The sequence below is a fragment of the Archangium violaceum Cb vi76 genome, from assembly GCF_000733295.1.
In the GTDB taxonomy this organism is placed as follows: Bacteria; Myxococcota; Myxococcia; order Myxococcales; family Myxococcaceae; genus Archangium; species Archangium violaceum.
Genome location: NZ_JPMI01000151.1, coordinates 1 through 14,509, shown reverse-complemented (window position 1 = coordinate 14,509; position 14,509 = coordinate 1). Strand labels below are relative to the sequence as shown.

At 69.1% G+C, this 14,509-nt stretch carries 17 protein-coding genes and 1 tRNA gene; 12 read left to right on the top strand and 6 right to left on the bottom strand.

The window, feature by feature from the left end; translation table 11 throughout:
- Nucleotides 1-1,494 (top strand): metallopeptidase TldD-related protein (locus tag Q664_RS22370; protein WP_326938728.1); only part of this gene is annotated, 1,494 nt, incomplete at its 5' end.
- Nucleotides 1,495-1,506: 12 nt separating this feature from the next.
- Here Q664_RS22370 and Q664_RS22365 read toward each other — a convergent pair.
- Nucleotides 1,507-2,886 carry a hypothetical protein gene (locus tag Q664_RS22365; protein ID WP_043399140.1) on the bottom strand — a complete coding sequence of 460 codons (1,380 nt, stop codon included), beginning with the start codon at nucleotides 2,884-2,886 and terminating at the stop codon, nucleotides 1,507-1,509.
- 48 nt (nucleotides 2,887-2,934) lie between these two features.
- On the opposite strand from Q664_RS22365, the gene Q664_RS22360 reads away from it, so the two are divergent.
- On the top strand, nucleotides 2,935-3,693 hold the full coding sequence (locus Q664_RS22360; RefSeq protein WP_043399138.1) for a 2OG-Fe(II) oxygenase: 759 nt from the start codon (nucleotides 2,935-2,937) through the stop codon (nucleotides 3,691-3,693).
- Between the two features lie 39 nt (nucleotides 3,694-3,732).
- The gene (locus tag Q664_RS57930; RefSeq protein WP_200883747.1) at nucleotides 3,733-3,873 is read left to right on the top strand and encodes a hypothetical protein; all 141 of its coding nucleotides are present in this window, start codon (nucleotides 3,733-3,735) and stop codon (nucleotides 3,871-3,873) included.
- A 78-nt stretch (nucleotides 3,874-3,951) separates the two neighbouring features.
- On the opposite strand, the gene Q664_RS22355 is transcribed toward Q664_RS57930, so the two are convergent.
- Nucleotides 3,952-4,842 (bottom strand): SDR family NAD(P)-dependent oxidoreductase, encoded by an 891-nt coding sequence (locus Q664_RS22355; RefSeq protein WP_063934733.1) that lies wholly within the window; start codon nucleotides 4,840-4,842, stop codon nucleotides 3,952-3,954.
- Between the two features lie 453 nt (nucleotides 4,843-5,295).
- Between Q664_RS22355 and Q664_RS22350 the strand changes: the two genes are divergently transcribed.
- The 3 genes from Q664_RS22350 (at nucleotide 5,296) to Q664_RS22340 (ending at nucleotide 6,751) form a co-directional block, all read left to right on the top strand.
- Entirely contained in the window at nucleotides 5,296-5,817 is a 522-nt protein-coding gene (locus Q664_RS22350; protein ID WP_235216826.1) for a hypothetical protein, read from the top strand.
- A gap of 2 nt (nucleotides 5,818-5,819) precedes the next feature.
- Nucleotides 5,820-6,290: an SMI1/KNR4 family protein gene (locus Q664_RS22345; RefSeq protein ID WP_043399135.1), complete on the top strand. Its 471-nt coding sequence runs from the start codon at nucleotides 5,820-5,822 to the stop codon at nucleotides 6,288-6,290.
- A gap of 191 nt (nucleotides 6,291-6,481) precedes the next feature.
- A complete protein-coding gene (locus Q664_RS22340) occupies nucleotides 6,482-6,751 on the top strand; it encodes a hypothetical protein (RefSeq protein ID WP_043399134.1) in 270 nt (89 codons plus the stop codon).
- Nucleotides 6,752-6,792: 41 nt separating this feature from the next.
- Here the strand turns inward: Q664_RS22340 and Q664_RS22335 are convergent, their stop codons facing one another.
- The 4 genes from Q664_RS22335 to Q664_RS22325 all read right to left on the bottom strand — a co-directional run bounded on the left by Q664_RS22335 (nucleotide 6,793) and on the right by Q664_RS22325 (nucleotide 8,025).
- Entirely contained in the window at nucleotides 6,793-7,221 is a 429-nt protein-coding gene (locus tag Q664_RS22335; RefSeq protein ID WP_043399133.1) for a tyrosine-type recombinase/integrase, read from the bottom strand.
- A 4-nt stretch (nucleotides 7,222-7,225) separates the two neighbouring features.
- Entirely contained in the window at nucleotides 7,226-7,564 is a 339-nt protein-coding gene (locus Q664_RS22330) for a hypothetical protein (RefSeq protein WP_043399131.1), read from the bottom strand.
- Nucleotides 7,537-7,743 (bottom strand): hypothetical protein, encoded by a 207-nt coding sequence (locus Q664_RS57925; RefSeq protein WP_152622271.1) that lies wholly within the window; start codon nucleotides 7,741-7,743, stop codon nucleotides 7,537-7,539. Before Q664_RS57925 ends, Q664_RS22330 begins: the two co-directional genes overlap by 28 nt.
- A gap of 209 nt (nucleotides 7,744-7,952) precedes the next feature.
- A tRNA-Asn gene (locus Q664_RS22325) sits at nucleotides 7,953-8,025 on the bottom strand.
- A gap of 198 nt (nucleotides 8,026-8,223) precedes the next feature.
- On the opposite strand from Q664_RS22325, the gene Q664_RS22320 reads away from it, so the two are divergent.
- From Q664_RS22320 to Q664_RS22295, 6 genes are all read left to right on the top strand, one after another.
- Nucleotides 8,224-9,363 (top strand): RsmB/NOP family class I SAM-dependent RNA methyltransferase, encoded by a 1,140-nt coding sequence (locus Q664_RS22320; RefSeq protein ID WP_425117444.1) that lies wholly within the window; start codon nucleotides 8,224-8,226, stop codon nucleotides 9,361-9,363.
- A 134-nt stretch (nucleotides 9,364-9,497) separates the two neighbouring features.
- A complete protein-coding gene (locus tag Q664_RS22315) occupies nucleotides 9,498-10,409 on the top strand; it encodes a S66 peptidase family protein (RefSeq protein ID WP_043399125.1) in 912 nt (303 codons plus the stop codon).
- A complete protein-coding gene (locus Q664_RS22310; RefSeq protein WP_043399122.1) occupies nucleotides 10,406-11,581 on the top strand; it encodes a serine hydrolase domain-containing protein in 1,176 nt (391 codons plus the stop codon). The genes Q664_RS22315 and Q664_RS22310 overlap by 4 nt, the downstream gene beginning before the upstream one ends.
- Entirely contained in the window at nucleotides 11,574-13,040 is a 1,467-nt protein-coding gene (gene mpl, locus Q664_RS22305) for a UDP-N-acetylmuramate:L-alanyl-gamma-D-glutamyl-meso-diaminopimelate ligase (RefSeq protein WP_043399119.1), read from the top strand. The genes Q664_RS22310 and mpl overlap by 8 nt, the downstream gene beginning before the upstream one ends.
- Nucleotides 13,041-13,045: 5 nt before the next feature.
- Nucleotides 13,046-13,594 (top strand): TlpA family protein disulfide reductase, encoded by a 549-nt coding sequence (locus Q664_RS22300; RefSeq protein ID WP_043399117.1) that lies wholly within the window; start codon nucleotides 13,046-13,048, stop codon nucleotides 13,592-13,594.
- A gap of 17 nt (nucleotides 13,595-13,611) precedes the next feature.
- The gene (locus Q664_RS22295; protein WP_043399115.1) at nucleotides 13,612-14,457 is read left to right on the top strand and encodes an inositol monophosphatase family protein; all 846 of its coding nucleotides are present in this window, start codon (nucleotides 13,612-13,614) and stop codon (nucleotides 14,455-14,457) included.
- Nucleotides 14,458-14,509: the final 52 nt, after the last annotated feature.

Here is a 14,509-nt window from a genome sequence, read left to right as displayed (position 1 = left end):
ATACCCTCACCCCCACCCTCTCCCGGGGGGAGAGGGAGCGAGCCGCGGCATGCGGCCTGGAAGCTGCTTCGTCCGTGGCTGCTCCAGCGGGCCACCGTGTGGGGCATGATGACTCCCATCGTGGTGAGTGGAGGGAGCGAGATGCCGGTGACGTCCGGTGAGGAGCGCGGTGAGAGCGGACCGAACGGATGCGCGGGCCTGGAGTTGCGCGCGCTGGCCGATGCGGCCCGGTCCGCGCTGGACGCGTTCACGCGGACGGAGTCCCTCACGGGGGCCGAGCTCTTCCTGTCCGCGAGCCGCCGGTTGACGCTGGAGTACGAGGTGAGCACGGGCAACTCCACCCTCAGCCGGGGCGAGTCCATATCGGCGGCGGCTCGGGTCTGGCGGGAGGAGCATTCCGGGTTCGCGGTGCTGCCCGTGGGCGGGCCCGAGGACCTGCGCCACGTGCTGACCACCGCCGTACACAGAATGGGCCCGGGTTCCCGTTCCGTCCTTCCCCCAATACCGGCTCCAGCCGGGCCACTGTCACCGTCCCTGCCAGAGCTCTCGGACGCGAGGGCGAGGGAATCCGCGGAGCGGCTCGCTCGGGAGGTGGTTCCATCCGGCGCCGTGGTGCAGGCGGTGGTGGTCACGCAGTCGGCGGCCTGGAGCGCACTCGTGCGCGAAGAGGGTTCGCTGCTCACCGGAGTCTCCTCCCGGGAGGATGCCTTCGTGCGCTGCGAGAGCGCACGAGGCGCCGTCGTCGACGCCGTGACCGCGCCACTCGGAGAACCGTGGGAATTGGAGGCCCTCCGGGTCCGCTTCGCGGAAGCCTTCGAGGCGCTGGAGGGCCCCGTGGAGGCGGTGGATCCATCGCTGCCGCTCGTGCTGCGGCCGGCCATCGCGGCGCCGCTCGTCGCGGCGTTGGCGTGGATGCTGAGAGGGGACGTGGTGGCCTCGACGCCCGCGCTCGCGCGCGCGGTGGGAAAGAAACTCTTCCCCTCGGTGCTGAGCGTCGAGGACGACCCGCTGCACCCGCGTGGGACGCAGCGGCGGAGCACCGATGACGAGGGCGTGCCCACGCGCCTCCTGCGGCTCGTCGAGGAGGGCAGGCTGCAGGGCTTCCTGCAATCGGTGGGGACGGCGGCCGGGCTCGGGGTGGAGCCGAATGGCCGGGGCCTGCGTTTCGAGGGCTCACCGCCCATTCCCTCCCCGGTGAACCTCTTCGTCGTGCCGCGCGGGGACGCACTGCCCGAGCGCTACACGGAACTGGTGGCACGCATCGAGACCTTCACCACGATGCCGCGCCCCGGCGTGGTGTCGATGATCGCAGGCGGGTGGGAGGTCGAGCAGGGCCGGCGCGTACGCCGGATCGCTCCGGTGGAGCTGAGCCTGCCCGTGCTGGAGACCTTCCGGTCCCTGCGAGGCACCGGAGCGGACCTGGTGTTCTTCCCCACCGCCGAGGGCTGTGGCACGCCGACGCTCCTGTTCCCCCCGCTGTTGCGAGGGAGCTGAACCAGGCCCGGCTCAGCGGCGCGAGGCAGGCGGCTCGCAGCGCCGCACCGCGCGCCAGCGCACCAGGTCCTCGAGCAGCGCGCGGAAGGCCTTGCGGCTGAAACCGCGAGCCGTCAACCGGTGGAAGAAAGCGTCCTCGAGCGCCTCGACGCTCTGGGGCTTGCCGCTGTCGAGGGCGGCGAGGAGCCGCTCGAGCCGGCGGCGCACCGTGGGAGACGGGGACAGCGTGGTGGAGTGGCCATGGGCGGACACCATCCACTGGCCGCCGGGCAGCGGGACGCCGACGATGGGGCGTGAGGGCTCGGCGCGGATCCACTCCTTCGCGGAGAGCGGTGCCTCCTGGGCCACGGGCGGAGTGCCCTCCATGGCGCCACCGGTGAGGAAGCGGACCCACTCGGCGGTGCGCTCGCGCTCGACGGCGAGCACGTTGCGCCGCTGGGCCTGCTGCTGGAGGGACTTGCGCAGCGAGGCGGGGAGCCGCCAGGCGGGCCCACGAGGCAGCTCGGTGTGGCGCAGCCGCTCGGGCCACTGGCCACCCACGGGCCCCATCTGGGTGAAGAACGGGGAGCGGAAGCTCACCCCGAGCGAGGCGCTGACGGCGAGTCCCTCGGAGGGCTCGGCGCGGTGCCAGTAGGAGGCGGGCCAGTACATCAGGTCTCCGCGCTGGCCCCGCAGCAGGGTGGCCTGGGAGAGGAGCTTCTCCTCCTCGGCCTTGTCCTTGAGGACGATGCCGCCCGGGCGGTGGATGAAGTCCGGATCCTTGGGGACCTCGTCGCGCTGGGAGAGCGCGTCGAAGGGCCAGAGGCTGATCGTCTTCCGGCCCTCGACGACGAAGTAGAAGACGTGCAGGTCGTCCTTGTGGATGCCGAAGGGCGTGTAGCGGTAGTTGCCGAAGAAGACGGCCGAGTCCCCGCCGCCCAGGGGCACGCCCACCTGCTCGCGGAAGCCGGTGAGGAAGCTCTGCATCTGGAGCCAGTGGCCCCAGTGGAAGCACTGCGTGCTGTTGAGGGTGATGCCGAAGCGCTTGCCGCCGAGCCACTTCGTGATGCGGGCCAGGTACCCCTCGGCGTTGACGTCCTCGGGGAGGGGCAGGTGCTGGGGGGAGAGCGGGAAGACCATCGAGTAGTACGGCAACCCGTTGGGGCCGTCCTCGTGCTCGATGAAGAAGCGGAGGATGCGCAGGGGCGGGTACTCGCCGCGGTTGCAGCGCTCGCTGGCCTCGACGAGCGCCGCGAAGATTTCATCCAGGGTGGGGAAGTGCGCCGCGAAGAGGCCCCGGTAGAGGACGGGCTCCCGGTCCCAGTGCTTCCGGGCGAAGTCCTTCCAGAAGGAACGGGGGAGCAGGAGGGACGGTTCACCGGGCGTCTGGGGAGCGGGGAGGGGTGCCAGCATCGGGAGACGAGCTTAGCACCCGGGGGCTTATGGCATCATCGAGGGCCTGTGAGTGTCGCAACCCTCGAAGAAGGCCCGTTGCTGGGTCCGAGCTTCTTCCTCTCGCGGACAGCGCTCCGTTCGCTCGCGTTGGCCCACCGTGACGGCTACGGCGCCGCGCGGCCGTATCCCCACGTCGTCATCGATGGCTTCCTGGGCGAGCGGCTCGCGTCCGGGCTGGCGGAGGTCTTCCCGGGAGCATCCGAGGCCCACTGGAAGCGGCGCGATCACCAGGAACAGGCGGCGCGCCTGGGACAACTCCAGCGCAAGGCCTTCGAAGGAGTGCCCGGAGCGCTCCGGCACCTGCTCTCGGAATTCTCCAGCATGTCGTTCCTCGACTTCCTGGAGACACTCACCGGCGTCCAGGGGCTCATCGCGGATCCGCACTTCCGGGGGGCCGGGCTGCACCTCACGCTGCGGGGAGGCCATCTGGCGCTTCACGCGGACTTCAACCGAGATCGCTTCCGCGCCCTCTCGCGCCGGCTCACCGTCCTCTACTACCTGAACCCTGGCTGGGAGCCCGCCTGGGGCGGCGACCTCGAGCTGTGGAATGCGGACCTCACCCGGTGCGAGACGAAGATCGCTCCACTCCTGGACCGCCTGGTCGTGATGGCGCACGGCGATGACTACTGGCATGGCCATCCGTCCCCGCTGGAGTGTCCCGAGGGACGGGGCCGTGCCGCGGTCGCGGCCTACTTCTACACGGCGGAAGCGTCGCCAGACGCGCCAGAGGCCCACAGCGCCATCTGGGCACCCACGCGTTCCTAGTCCTGGCTGGCGAGCGCTCCTTCGTGAGCCTGGGAGCCGGTGGCGCGAGCCGATGATTCTCCCGAGGAGCTTCGCGAGCTCGTCGCGAACCATGGCGATCAGGTGCGTGCGGTCGCGCTCGACGTGACCGATTCCGCCGCCGCGCGCCGGGCCGTGGCCGCCGTCACGCATAACCCCTGACCGGCGCGCCAGCGACATCGGTCTGGATTGGGGTCGAGGCTTCCGGGATGGCTGAGCGGAGGGACATGTCTCGACCTCTCAGTGAGGTGCTTCCACCGGGGAGTCCGGCCGGGTGGGGTGCTCTTCGACGAAGAGCCCGCCGCTCAACGCCTCCCCGGAGAGCATCGCTTCCAGGCGCTGGCGCGTGAGCCCCATGTACTCCGGATGCGTGAAGATGAAGAGGCGCTCCTGTCGGATGGCGTCGAAGACCAGGTCCGCCACCCGGGCGGGGGACAATCCGGTCTGGAGGGCATGGCGCACGTAGGCCATGACTTCGGCCTCGCGCGAGGAGGGGTCCACCTCATGCTGGCGTGGTCCCCCGGGACGGTTGCGCTCCGAGTCGAGGATGCGCGTGTTCACGAAACCCGGACAGAGGACGGAGGCCCTCACCCGGGCATTGGACATCACCAGCGAGTAGTGGAGATTCTCCGTGAGTGCCACCACCGCCGCCTTCGTCGTCTGGTAGGGAGCACTGGGGTGGTAGGGCATCACCCCGGCGATGGAGGCCGTGTTGACCACATGGCCCTCCGTGCCCTGTGCCAGCATGAGGGGCACGAAGGCGCGGAGGCCGTGGATGACGCCCATCAGGTTCACGTCCATGACCCAGGCCCAGTCCTCCGGTGTGCTCTCCCAGATGGTCCCGCCCGCCGCGACTCCCGCGTTGTTGACCAGCAGGTGCACCGCGCCGAAGGTGTCCAGTGTCCGCCGTGCCAGCGCCTCGACGTCCGCGGCCTTCGAGACGTCCGTCTGGACTGCGAGCACCATGCCCCCCGCCTTGCGCAGCTCCGACTCCGTCTGCCTCAGCGCGGGCTCCTCGATGTCCGCGAGCACCACGCGCATGCCTTCGTGCAGGCACCGCTCCGCGAGACCGCGACCGATGCCGCTCGCGGCCCCCGTGATGACCGCCACCTTCGCGTTGAAGTCATTCATGGCCAGGCAGGGTGCGCATGCTGCAACGGCTGGCCAATAGCACCGGAGATGGTGACGGACGCGTGCCGTCCAACAACCCCCACCTGCTTGTCGGGCTCGGCGGGAGGATTTTCCTCCAACGGACGGGACGCACTGGCTGACCCGCCAGAACATCAGCAGGGATGACCGCCAAGGTCCTTATGCCGAAGCACGGGCGCTCTTGGTGCTCCCCTAGAATGACGCCGCCGAGAGCGGCGAGCCCCGGGAGTTGTCAGCCCCATCGGGTATTCCCTCGGACGGGCAACCCATCAGGGGATGGCCATCACCACGGGACTTCCCATGAAGCTGGCCGGAGCAGTGGTGCTGTTGGTTCTCCTCACCGGATGCGCGACAACCCAGGGGACTGGAGGCTCTGGCCCTTCGCCCTCTCCAGGAGTCCAACCCGCGAGGAAGAAGGAACTACCCTGGTTGAACGTGCCGGGTGGGCAGATGAAGACGACGCTCTTCTACGGCCCCTGGCAGTGCCGCCGTCAGTTCGTGAACCAGTGCCAGATGGAGTGCGCCAAGGAGAGCCACACGCTCATGGGGTGCATATGGTTGGCGGACATCAAGCTGGACTGGGTGGGAAGCCTCATCGTCCTACCCGTTCCCGTGAAAGCCGGGAGCCGCTACGGCATCTATCACTGCTGCTGCAACTACCCCACTCTGCCGAAGGCGGTGAAGGAGGTTGAGCGCAAGCGGTGGGAAAAGATCCGAGACTCCTTCCGGGACGGCTGGAGCAAGAAGTTCGGAGAGTGGCCCGTCGACGGCGGCATCTCCTGGCCGGGTCACCACATCCGGGATCTCTGGCACGGTGGCAACCCGGTGGATCCCAACAACATCATCCCCGTACAGCCCAGCATTCATGACGAATTCACCAGGGCCTACCCTGCCTGCTACGCTGGACAAGCGCCCTGGAATACGGTGGGACCCGACTTGCCCTACTCGGACAACTGACGATGGCCACGCCCATGAGCGACCTGCTCGAAGAGGTCTCCCGCGAGCCCTTCCCGCATCCCCCCGCCACGCCCGAGGAAATCGAGGAGTTCGAGCGGCGGGTGGGCTGGAAGCTGGATCCGGACCTCCGGGCCTTCTACCTGCATTGCAATGGGGCCGCTCTGCTTCGATGGCCGGATTCGCCCTATGAAATCCTGCCTCTGTCGAAGATCGTCCGGGCACGGGTGGCCATCTGCGGTGAGGATGACGACAGGTGGGGCCCGGCCTCGATGTACGCCTTCTGCTACGTGCGCGATGGCAACTATGTCGTCTTGGACGTGAGCCGACAGGTAGACGGGCGGTACCCGCTCATTGATGGGGACCGAGAGACCTGGCCCAACCCGGAATACTGCACACAGATCGCCAGCTCGTTCTCGGAGTTCTTGGAGCAGGTGCTACGCACCCGGCGTAGCCTCTACTGGCTGGGGGAATAACGCCCCCTTCTGGCCGACTCCGCGTGCTTTCTGGCCTTCGTCTCGGCCACCTTCGTCTCAGCGGTGGCTGGTTCATTTGCCATGGCGCAACCGCTAGGACGCCGATCTCCCTGATCTTCAATGCCCCAGGGAAGTGGCCACCATCACTACCGGGGCTTCTTTCCGAGCGTCCCCTTGATCGGAGGTCAACGATGACGGTGAAGTACTGGATCCACGCCCCTGGGCTGGAGCGGTGGTCGAGGCTCTTCATCTCGCCACAGCCAGAAATGGGCAACGTGTACGTCGCCACGGTCGTCTACCACCATCTCGTCGAAGGCAAAGATTCCTTGGGAGAGTTCAGGGAAGTGCTCGACGTGTCGCACAAGAACTTCGTTGGCCAGACGGAGGAGGAAGCACTCAAGCAAGCGAGGACATGGCTTGAGAATGAGTTCGGCGAGAAGGTGCACATCAAGCGGCTGTAGCAGATGGCGCTCGTGGGCTCACTCCAAGGGCGAGCGGTACTTCACCGCAGGGTGGGAATCTTCGTCAGGACGGTGTGCGTCGCGTAGAAGCGCCGCGTGGTACTCGGGCTCTTGTGGTTGAGGAAGGCCGCCACCGAAGCCGGGTCCGCCCCCTTCTCGATGGCCCAGGTGGCGACGGAGTGCCGGAACAGTCCCGGGGTGAAGGGCAGAATACCCGCAGCGTTGCAGGCTCCCTTGATGGCGAAGGTGTACTTCTCGAAGCTGAACGAGCCCCGCTCCACCAGCCGTTTCCCGGCTTCCAGCACCTCGGCGGACACGGCGGTGCGCAAGGGCTCGCCGCTCTTGGTTTGGGGACACACCAGCACGCCCGCGATGCCCTCGGCCTCACCCCGGTACGGCTCCACGCTGCCCATCTTGGCGAAGCGTACCAGTTCCGAGACGTGCCAGCCGGTGCCCGCCTGCACGTCCATCCCGTCACGCCAGTGAGGTGCGAGGTGCTCGTGGGCGAGCAGGTAGTCCTCCCCGGGGAATGACCTTGTCCCGCTTCCACTGCTCGGGCCTCGCCTGGGGCACGGTGAGCCGCCCGAAGGTCGGATCCTCGGCCACCGAGAGGAGGTGCTTCACCTTGCGCAACCAGGAGTAGACGCGCTTGAGGACCGCGATCCGATGACCCCGGGCCTTCGCTCCCTCCAGGGCGGGGAGGATGTCATCGAGCAGCGTGAGCTTCCGCAGGTTCCGGCCCCTGAGCTGGTCGGCCCACCACGCCAGATCGCCCTGCTGTTTCTTCACCCAGTTGGGGCTGTTCTTGTCCACGTCGCGCGAGTAGGCGAGGAACTCAGCCGCGAGGGCGCGTCGAGGTGGATGGGCACCTCATGAGACGAGCCCGCCGGGTTGTAGTGCTCCAGAGCGGTCTCGAACCGCTTGAGCTGCTCGGTGGCCGCCCGGAGCGTGGTCGCCCGCGTGCTGACCTTGTAGTTCCGCCCGTTGAGCATTCGGCGGATGACGTAGACCTTGCGGCCCTTCGAGTCGTGGCGGATGAACCCACCCTCCCACGTCTCGGCCTAGTTCTGGCTCTTGCCCGTGCTCTCGCCCGTGCGCCCTCTATTGGGGAGAACGTCTGGGGGGTTGCCCGTGTTGTGCCCGCGGGCCGGGGAGGGCAAAAGAAAAGGGCGCCAGACTTTCGCCTGACGCCCTTCTTGTGCTCCCCGACGAGGACTCGAACCTCGGACCTAGTGATTAACAGTCACCCGCTCTACCGGCTGAGCTATCGGGGAATATGTCCGCTGCGCGTTGGCCGGTGTGGACCGCCGCGACAACGAGGTGCTTTCTAAAGAACGGAGTCCGTCCTGTCAACAACCCGTTTCGACCCGCTATCCCGACTTCGCTCGGTCCCCTGGTCGGCGCTCGATGGAATCGCCCCCATCGCCGCCGAGGCCCTCTCTCTCATCCTCTCCGGCAGCCCCGCGGAACGGGTGCTCGACCGCACCCTCCGCGCCCACCGTGACCTCTCCCGCGAGCAGCGCCAGGCCCTCGCCGAGGCCCTCTTCAACGTCGGCCTCTGGCGCCGCCGGCTCGGCTTTCTCCTCGGCAATCCGGACGCCACCCCCTCCGCGCTCCTCTTCGCCTTCCTCCATGGGCTCGCCGGTGTCCCCCCTGGGGAGGCCGCCCGGTTCTCCGGTGTCGAGGCGCCGCTGCCCCTCTCCTCCGAGGAGCCCCCGTCCCTGGCTCTCCGGTACTCGCTGCCCGATTGGCTCGCCGAGCACTTCTCCCGCGAGCTCGGCCCCGCCGCCGACGACTTCTGTGCCCATCTCAATGTCCCCGGCCCCATCACGCTCCGGGTCAATCCGCTGCGTACCTCGCGTGAAGCCCTGGCGGAACGTTTGCGCTCCGAGAATGTCGAGACCCGGCCCGGTACGCTCAGCCCCCTCGCGCTCCACGTCGTGGGCCCCAGGCCCAACCTCTATGGGCTCGACTCGCTCCGGCAGGGCCTCTTCGAGGTCCAGGACGAGGGCAGTCAGCTGCTCGGCCTGCTCGTCGAGGCTCGCCCCGGGGAGAGCGTGCTCGACCTGTGCGCCGGCGCCGGAGGCAAGACGCTCCAGCTCGCCGCCGCCATGGAGAACCGGGGCAAGCTCCTCTCGTACGACCCGGATGCCGGGCGGCTCGACCGGCTCCTGCAGCGGTGCTCCCGGGCCGGGGTCTCGAACGTCCAGGTGCTCCGCTCGCCCCCGGAGGGGATGCTCGTGGATCGGGTGCTCGTGGATGCCCCGTGCTCGGAGTTGGGCTCCCTGCGCCGGGGGCCCGATGCGCGCTTCCGCCTCGAGCCTTCGTCCTTGTCCGAGCTGCCTCGGGTGCAACGCGACATCCTCGCGCGCGCGGGCCGCCTCGTGCGTCCGGGGGGCCGCGTGGTCTACGCCACCTGCACCCTCAACCGCGCGGAGAACGAGGAGGTGGTCCTCTCGTTCCTGCGCGAGTCCCCCGGATTCCGGCTCGTGCCTCCCGGGACGGGGTGGTTGGACCCGTCCTGTGTCCGTGAGGGGTTCCTGTTCTGTGCTCCCCATTCGCACGGGACCGATGGGTTCTTCGCCGCCGTCTTGGAGCGGGCGAACGGGTAGGGGAGCGGTAGACCCTCACCCCGGCCCTCTCCCAGAGGGAGAGGGGGCGTCCCGGCCCTCTCCCCGGGGGCGGGGGGAGGTTGTCCCTCGGACAGGGCGTGCTCGTAGCCCGAGACATGCGCGCCCCCGGTGCTATGAAGGCGCCCGTGCGTTGGCTCAAGCCCCCCTTGCTGCGTCCTCGCGACACCGTTCACATCGTCGCCCCCGCCGGTCCCTTCGACCCGCCTACCTTCGAGGTCGGTCTCGGCGTCATCGCTCAGCGCTACAACCCCGTCTACCAGCCGGACCTGTACGAGGCCTGGCGTTACCTCGCCGGTCCTGATTCCCGCCGGGCCGCGGAGCTGACCCGGGCCCTCACCGACTCCAACGCCCGTGCCATCTTCTGCGCCCGAGGCGGTTACGGCGTCATGCGTCTGCTGCCCTCGCTCCCGCTCGCGGACATGGTCCCCACGGCCTTCGTCGGCTTCTCCGACCTCACCGCCCTGCATCTGCCCCTCCAGGGGCTGGGCCGCGTCACCATCCACGGGCCCGTCGTCACCCACCTGGGCAAGCAGCCCCCCGCGGTCCAGGAGTACCTCTTCCGGCTGCTCGAGTCCCCCGAGCCCCCGCCGGCCCTCGAGGGCAAGGCCTCCTACGTCCCCGGTGTCGCCGAGGGCCGTCTGTTCGGCGGAAATCTCTCCGTGCTCTCCCGGTTGTTGGGCACCCCCTATATGCCACCGCTCGACGGGACCATCCTCCTGCTCGAGGACGTGGGCGAGGCCCCCTACCGGATCGACCGCATCTGGACGCACCTGCGGCTGGCGGGGGTGTTCGACAAGGTGCGCGGCATCGTGCTCGGCGACTTCACCGAGTGCGAGCAGCGGAACGCTCCCTACAGTTCCGAGGAAGTCCTCCGCTCGCTCGCCGAGGAGACGGGCCTGCCGTGTGCCGCTGGCTTCCCCATCGGCCACGGTATTCCGAACTACCCCGTCGCCCTCGGCACCCAGGTGCGGTTGGATGCCGGCGTGGCCCGCCTCACCTTCCTGGAAGGAGCGGTGCAGGCATGAGCAGCCACCCCATCGCCAACCTCCAGGAGCTCCTCCAGGAGTCCGTCACCTTCGGCATCTTCCCGGCCGTCCAGGCCGTGGTGATGCACCGGGGTGTCCAGGTCTTCGGCGGGGTGGCGGGCAACGTCACGGGCGACACCCGCTTCGATCTGGCCTCCGTCACCAAGGTGCTCTGCACCACCGCGCTCTTCCTGCGCTTCTGGACCGAGGGCAAGGTCGGTCCCGAGACGCCCGTGGCCCGCTTCTTCCCGGGCTCGCCCGTGGGGGACGCGGGCGCCACGGTGGCGGATCTGCTCTACCACCGCTCGGGCCTGCCGCCCTTCGTGCCCTTCTTCGCCCAGGCTCTCACCACCCACCCGGAGCTGCTCGATCCCGCCTGTTCGCCGGCCACGCGCGCCCGCGTCCGGGACGAGGTCCTCCAGGCCGCCGCGGCCACGCCTCTCGCGGCCCCACTGCGCACCCGGACCGCCTACAGCGACGTGGGCTTCATCCTGCTCGGGGAGATCCTCGCCCGCGTGGGGGGTTCCTCCCTGGACGTCCTCTTCTCGCGCCATGTCGCCGAGCCGCTCGGCCTGTCCGCGCGCTTCCACCGGCTCACCGACTTCCCCGCCGAGGGCCTCGTCGCGCCCACCGGAGCCACCCGCCCGCGAGAGCCCGCTCCTGGCCAGGAGGGCATGTGGGGCGAGCTTCCCTCGCGTCCCTCCGTGCCCGGCGAGGTGGATGATGACAACGCCTGGGTGATGGACGGGGTGAGCGGCCATGCGGGCCTCTTCGGCACCGCGGTGGACGTGGCCCGTTTCGGCCAGGCCATTCTCGCCGGGTGCTCGGGAGATCCCACGCTCGCGCCCGCGCCCCTGTGGTACCGCGCGCTGGCGAATGATCCGCTCGTGGAGGGCAGTACGCGCTCCATGGGCTTCGACACGCCTTCCCAGGGCCTGTCCAGCGCGGGCCACTTCATCGGCGATACGGCTCCGGGCGCGGTGGGCCACCTCGGCTTCACTGGCACCAGCCTCTGGGTGGACCTGCGCCGCTCCCTCGTGGTGGCGCTCGTCACCAACCGCGTGGCCCATGGCCGCAAGGAAGTCCGCATCCGTGAATTCCGTCCCGTCTTCCACGATCTCGTCGTGGAAGCACTCGGCCTCAACGATCTGACCCCGAAAGCACATGGCTGACGACAACGGCAACGTCCTCGAAACCATCACTCCCGGCGCCGTGCGCCGCATCCATCTCGTCGGCGTGGCCGGCACCGGCATGGGCTCGTTCGCCGGCATGCTCAAGGCCGCGGGCTATGACGTCACCGGCAGCGACGAGAATGTCTACCCGCCCATGAGCGACATGCTCCGTGCGTGGGGCATCCAGGCGCTCACGCCCTACAGCCCGGACAACCTCGACAAGGCGAAGCCGGACCTCGTCATCATCGGCAACGTCATCCGCCGGGTGAACCCCGAGGCCACCGCCGTGCGCGAGCGCCGCGTTCCGCAGATGAGCTTCCCGGCCGCGCTGGGCTCGCTCTTCCTGGACCGGGCGCACTCCGTCGTGGTGGCCGGGACGCACGGCAAGACGACCACGTCCTCGATGATGGCCCACGTGCTCGTGGCGGCGGGGAAGGAGCCGTCCTTCCTGGTGGGCGGCGTCACGCAGAACTACTCGGGCAACTACCGGGTGGGGAAGGGGCCGCACTTCGTCGTCGAGGGCGACGAGTACGACACGGCCTACTGGGACAAGGGCTCCAAGTTCCTCCACTACCGGCCGAAGACGGCCATCCTCACCAGCGTGGAGTTCGACCACGCGGACATCTTCCGGGACTTGCCGCACTACGAGGCCACGTTCGACAAGTTCGTCCGGCTGATTCCGAAGGACGGGCGGCTGGTGGTGTGCGCGGCGTACCCCAACGCGGTGAAGCTGGCGCAGGCGTGCCCGGGCCAGGTGGTGACGTACGTGGCGAAGGAGGGCGCGCCGGCGGACTTCACCCCGCGCAACGTGCGCTTCGGCCCCGAGGGTGCGCGCTTCGAGGTGGTGGAGCGCGGCACGGTGCTGGGGAGCGTGCTGTTGCCGCTCTCGGGCATGCACAACGTGGAGAACGCGCTGAGTGTCATCGCCGCGGCGCGGGGGCTGGGCCTGTCCTTCGAGGAGATTGCCCAGGGGCTGGCCAGCTTCCAGGGCGTGAAGCGGCGCCAGGAGGTGCGCGCGGAGGTGGGCGGCATCCTGGTGGTGGACGACTTCGCGCACCACCCCACGGCGGTGCGGGAGACGATCGCCGCCATCCGCCACCGTTACCCGGAGCGCCGGCTGTGGGCCATCTTCGAGCCGCGCTCGAACACCAGCCGCCGCAACATCCACCAGGAGGACTACGCCCACGCCTTCACGGGTGCCAACCGGGCCAGCCTCAAGGTGCCCGAGCGTCACGACAAGGTGCCCGTGGACGAGGAGCTGAACGTGCCGCGCGTCACCGAGGCGCTGAAGTCCCAGGGCATTGACGCGGACTCGGCCACGGACGTGCCCTCGCTCGTCGAGCGCGTGGCGCGCGAGTCCAAGCCCGGGGATGTGCTGCTCGTCATGAGCAACGGCGCTTTCGGCGGGTTCATCGACAAGTTGCTCGTCGCGCTGCGGGCCCGCTTCGGGGAAAAATGAGCCCCATGCGCTCCTTCCGCCTCGTCCTCGCCGCGCTCGCCCTGTCCGGGTGCGCGCGGAGCATGCCGTCCCTCACCGCTCCCGGGCTGGCCGCCAGCTCGGCGGCGCTGGAGTCCTCCGCGGCCATGCCGCTGGACTTCACCGTCAAGCGCTACCCGGGCGGTGAGTCCCACGCCATCTCCAGCGACCGGGGCAGCGTGGTGCTGCTCGACGTGTGGGCCACCTGGTGCGAGCCCTGCAAGGACGCGCTGCCGATGTACCAGGACCTGGCCAAGCACTACGCCGCGCGCGGCCTGAAGGTGTACGCGCTCAACGTGGACGAGGACACCCGCGCGGTGGCTCCGTTCCTCGAGGAGACGAAGGTGACGTTGCCCGTGCTCCTGGATGCCAATGCCGAGGTGTCGGAGAAGGTGCTGCGCGTGCGCGGCATGCCCACCACGGTGCTGCTGGATCGGCAGGGCCGGGTGCGCTACGTGCACGAGGGCTTCGCCGAGGAGTACCTGAGCAAGTACCAGGCGGAGATCGAGGAGTTGCTCGCGGAGCCCGCGAAGTAGACGAAGGAGGAGCCGCCATGTCCGACGAGTCGCCCGCCACGCTGCGCCGTATCGCCGAGGAGGGAGCCCGGCTCGCCGGCAAGGTGCTCTCCGAGCGTTTCCCGGGCGAGCGGATCATCGAGTACAAGGGCGGCATCGACACCGACCTGGTCACGGATGCGGATCGGGCGGCCGAGGCGGCGGTGCTCGGCTTCATCCGCCAGCGCTACCCGGGCCACGCGATCCTGGCCGAGGAGAGTGGGGTTTCGCAGGGGGTGGGGTTGCGCTGGGTGGTGGACCCGCTGGATGGGACGACCAACTACGCGCACCGGGTGCCGCACTTCTGCGTGAGCGTGGGCGTGGAGGGGCCGGATGGAGTGCTGGCTGGCGCCATCTACAACCCCATGCTGGACGAGCTCTTCTCCGCCGCGCGAGGGCAGGGGGCCACGCTCAATGGGCGGCCCTTGAGGGCCTCGGGGTGCACGGAGCTGTCGCACGCGCTGTTGTGCACGGGTTTTCCGTATGACGTGCACCAGAAGCCCGAGGGCCCCATGGGGCTGCTGCGGCGCTTCATCGTCCGGGCGCAGGGCATCCGCCGCACGGGCAGCGCCGCGTTGGATCTGGCCTATGTGGCGGCCGGACGCTTCGATGGGTTCTTCGAGTTCGGCCTCAAGCCCTGGGACGTGGCGGCGGGCTCGTTGCTGGTGCAGGAGGCGGGTGGGGCGATGGTGCGCATCGACGGGGCCCCGTTCCAGGTGGGAGTGGGGGACGTGCTCGCGTGCGCGCCCGGACTGGCTGACGCGCTGATTACCGAGAGCAAGGGGTTCCTCACGGACCTTGGCTGGACACCTATCCCCTCTCCCCTCGGGAGAGGGTCGGGGTGAGGGTATCCGGGCCTGTTCTTCAATCCGTGGCCCCCAGTGTGGACAGAGGGTT